This is a genomic window from Rhodococcus sp. T7 (assembly GCF_009872365.1).
Lineage (GTDB): Bacteria > Actinomycetota > Actinomycetes > Mycobacteriales > Mycobacteriaceae > Rhodococcus_F.
The window spans coordinates 645931-649870 of the sequence record NZ_WXYH01000389.1 but is presented as its reverse complement, the minus strand read 5'-3'; the positions used below and the strand labels follow the sequence as shown (position 1 = coordinate 649870).

Annotated in this window: 3 protein-coding genes and 1 pseudogene; 1 reads left to right on the top strand and 3 read right to left on the bottom strand. The window is 61.9% G+C overall.

Annotated elements, in window-relative coordinates; translation table 11 throughout:
* Positions 1-595 (top strand): annotated as a pseudogene (locus MLGJGCBP_RS47040) (relaxase/mobilization nuclease domain-containing protein); the annotation flags it as partial.
* A gap of 61 nt (positions 596-656) precedes the next feature.
* On the opposite strand, the gene MLGJGCBP_RS47035 reads toward MLGJGCBP_RS47040, so the two are convergent.
* From MLGJGCBP_RS47035 to MLGJGCBP_RS47025, 3 genes are all read right to left on the bottom strand, one after another.
* Positions 657-2240, bottom strand: coding sequence for a pentapeptide repeat-containing protein (locus MLGJGCBP_RS47035; RefSeq protein WP_160096032.1), 1584 nt, complete (start codon positions 2238-2240; stop codon positions 657-659).
* 158 nt (positions 2241-2398) lie between these two features.
* The gene (locus tag MLGJGCBP_RS47030) at positions 2399-3157 is read right to left on the bottom strand and encodes a hypothetical protein (protein WP_160096028.1); all 759 of its coding nucleotides are present in this window, start codon (positions 3155-3157) and stop codon (positions 2399-2401) included.
* Between the two features lie 183 nt (positions 3158-3340).
* Positions 3341-3940, bottom strand: a 600-nt coding sequence (locus MLGJGCBP_RS47025) for a hypothetical protein (protein ID WP_160104039.1), incomplete at its 5' end; no start/stop codon positions are given.

Here is a 3940-nt window from a genome sequence, read left to right as displayed (position 1 = left end):
ACGCGCCGCCGGCCGTACCGCGGGGGTGTTCGCGGCATGGTCCGCGAAGATCGAACCGACACCCGGACCGTTGGCCGCGGCGGCGCGTCAGCTCGCTCGGTCCGCGCAGCTTCCGGCGCACCGGGCGTACCGGGCCCCGAAGGGCGCAATGTCCGCCGGTGGTGCCGCATTGATCGTGATGCAGACCAGTGGGCATCTCCCGAAGAGCGTGTCCGCGATGCTGCTGCTGCGGCAATTGATGAAAGCTATGGAGGCAATCGCAGATGCGCATCGCGCATCAGGCGAACTACACCGTGCACTCGGCATCGAGTACGCCGTGCGGAGCGAGCTTGCCACCATCCATGCCTCCCAGCCACGGCAGTCGGTGCCGGTTTCCGCACGCGGCGAAGGCCGCAAGACGATGCAGGAACGCACGTCGACATCGACACTCACACCAGAGCAGGAAGAGTTACGGCGACTTGTCGCACTCGACAACGCCGCGCCACCGTCCGAGGCGGTACGGCGGCCCGGCCCACCGATTCCCGCGCCGCTCGACCCGTCCCCACGCACTCACGCCGGTCGCGACCGCGCACGCGGCAGCGGCAACGAAAGGTAGAAGCCTCCCCGCGGCGACGCAGACACCTACCGAGCCCCGGTTTCGGAAGCCGCTCGACGATCTACGCGGAGTCTTTTCCCCCGGCGCTACCCACGTCCTTCTTGATGACACCGTGGTCGATCGTCACATCGGTGATGATCGAGAAAGTTTGGCTGGGGATCTCGGGATTGATGGCATCGATCAGTCCCTTCACACGCTCATACTCGTCGTTCTTCTCGGTGATGTTTCGATGTGCTGGCGTGCCGTCGTTGGGCTCGTCGATATCCATGTAGCCGAGGTTGTGGTCGAAGGTCTCGTCATCCATCGTCACGAGCATTCCTCTCGCGGAGAATTTCCACACGTGATGTAGGCGAACCCCGACCAGGACACTGCGGGTGAAGGATCCGAACGGGTCCTCGCGTGTGGTGATCGTTGCCATATGCAGTGTCGGTTTGAAGAGAAGTGCCCCGACCAGGCTGACGCCTTCGAGGCGGGCGTGCCTCAGGTTCGTGTAGATCAGTTTCGCCCCATCGAGGGTCGTGTTGTCCAGCGTCGCGTTACTGAGAGTCGTCCGCGTCAAGTCGGCGCTCTTGAGGTTCGCGCCGGTAAGGTCGGCGCCGTCAAGCGACAAATGAGCGAGGTTCACATGACGCAGATCGAGACCACTGAGTGTGATCCCGTTGAGATCAATCCGCGTCTCTGGAATCGCTCCCTTCTCCGTTTGTCTGCGGTAGAGGTCTCGATGTGACTGGGCAAGACCAGGGCTGGGCGTCTTCCCCTTGGTGGCATGCAGCGTGTTGATTTCGCTCAGCGTCTGGAGTGCAGCTTTGCGGACGTCCTGGTCCTTCTTAAGCGCGTCGAGAAGGGGGGTGTCGCTGTGGCCTTCTGTTACATCCGCAGAGATCTTGGGGGTGCTGCGCAGATAGGCACAGAGCATGTCGACACACACTTGCCGCTGGCGGAACTCACGAATAGCCAACCAATCGAATGCCAATGCGGCGAGGACGTACACGGCACCTAGGCGGATCGTCGGATCGGCGTTTGCAAGTTGCTCGACGGCCTTGGCGAAGCGGTCGTGCAGTCGCGCGACACCTTCGTCCTCCTGCTTGGTGCGCTCCAATTTACGATCAGCGCGGGCCTTGTCGACCTCGTGGTCGTGCGCTTGCTCGGTGGTTTTTTGTCGGCGGTAGCCGACCAGCAAAGCCGCGATTGCTCCGAGTGCGCCGAGACTGAAAGCGACGGACCGGGAGACATCGAGTACCTCCCGGCTTTCCAGCGACCATACGGATTCACCCGCCGCGGTGAGCATTTCCGCCTGCCAGTAGTAGTGCATCCCGGCAAGGATGAACGTGACGATGATTCCGCCAACGATCAGCGCCTTCAGCGAGACGTTCTTGCCATCAGGTTTGATGCGTTTGGTCAACATCCTGCTGAACTGCTGGGCAAATCCTGCAATCAGGGAGGCCGGAACTAGCAGAAGAGCCACAAAGCCAGTCCACCCCCAGTAACTCCAGTTCCACCACACATTAACGCCATCATCAGTGGCGGCCTCAGCAACGATCCACCAGCCAACGAACACAACGATGGCGGTGACGACGAAGTACTCGATATGGAGGCGAATGAGTTCGGCTGTCGTGGGTTTGCTCTTCGTCGTTGTCCTGCTCATCCACTACTCCCACTGCCGGTTGTCTGTGGGGGAATTATGCGTTCGCGGCTTGTGTGTACCGCGAGCGGTCCACGCATCTAGCTGTGAACGGCCAGACCCCTGCGGCGGCGGATGTTCGGTTAAGGGTCCTACTCCACTGTGCGCTGGACCGTTGCCTGCTAGGGCTCGCGCGCTTCCAGATCTTGAAGAACGCGCACGATTAGAACGGTTGCCTGTGCCGCGGCGTACGTCTCCGTCCGGTCGATATTGCCGTGGGTCACCCGCTGCGCTAGATCCCACGTAGAGCGAATGAAGGTGCGCATTGGTTGCTGTGATGATCCCGCGGCGTACCGGTTGATGAAGAATTTCAGCCAGTTCTTCGCGTCGCCGGCTTTCGGTTCATCCTCACCCGCAGGGACGAGATCCGGGTTGGCGAGAATCTTCGCCGCGTCGATCAGTATCTCTCGACTCCTGCGCCCCACATCTTGGAGGTCGTCGGTGCTCTCGGCTCGCTCGAGTGCGCGACCAAGCTCGGCCACGCGGGTGTCGACGTCCCGCCACGTGACACCGGCTTCTGTTTCCGGCACCACGAGCGAGACGGAGCTCTTGATGCTCTCAAGAGCAGTTCTACTAGTCGCGACCAGATCATTAACATGACGCCGGCGGGTTGCCAACGTCGGCATACTCTTCCAGAGCCCGTTCCACACGCCTAGGTTCTCGTATGGAATCGGATCTTTCATCTTCAGCGTGGCCATGAGGCGGAGGAACTTGCGACGATTCTGCTTGTACTGCCGATCATTCTCAGTCGGTTGTTTAGAGCCGTCCGTACTCGCGTGGACTAGAAGTCCGACCTGAGCGTTAAGCAATGCGAGTGCCTCTGCTGCGATCTCGGAACGGGGGGTGTCGCTCAAGTCGTCGACGGTCTCGAGTTCGCTCATCCCCACATCTTGCCGTAGTAGTTCAATCTGTCTTTCGACAGGATGCCAATCTTCTGCGACTCCCCTCGCTTCTCTTACGACGGCAGGATTGCTCGACCGCATTCAGGTGGCGTTCGGCTGGATGCGATTTGAAGTACGTCGCAGCCTGCCTCCTCACGCTCCAAAGTAAGGAGGCAGGCATTCTCACCGGCCAGTCATCGTCCGCTCGGCAGACCTACCACGTCTGGCCCGGCCCTTGCGGGCCTTGGGATGGCTGCCCTCCCCGGTGACCGCCTCGACCGGGTGCCGGGCTTGGTCGAGGTCGGCGCGCATGCGGGTGGCGACTTCCTCTTCGGCGAGGCCGGCAGCTCTCATCTGCTCGGCGTCCTCGCCGCGTCGTTCGGCGGAGTCGTAGTCGTGTTCGGCCACCGAGCGCAGCGAATCACCCCCAGGTTCCTGCGGTTCGATGTCTTCGCTGTTCGTCTCGTTGCGTTCAGTTTCGTCGGCGCGTTCGGCATCTGCACGCTCGGCTTCGTTGAGAATTTCGCTGGCCGTCATGGTGTCTGAGTGGGCCCGGCCGCGTTCGGCGTCGGCGCGGGCTTGCCGGTTCTCGGCATCGCGGAGCAGGGAGTCGACGATCTTCTCGTCCGCGCCCGGAGCATTCACGTCGATGCCATACCGCTTGGCGGTTTCGGTGCGGATCCGGTCCGCCGCTTCCGCTGCGACTTGGGAGTGTTCCTGCCACGCTTGGGCGTGCTGCCACTGGTCGGCGATCTCGCCGGGCTGTGCGCGGTTCCACCATTG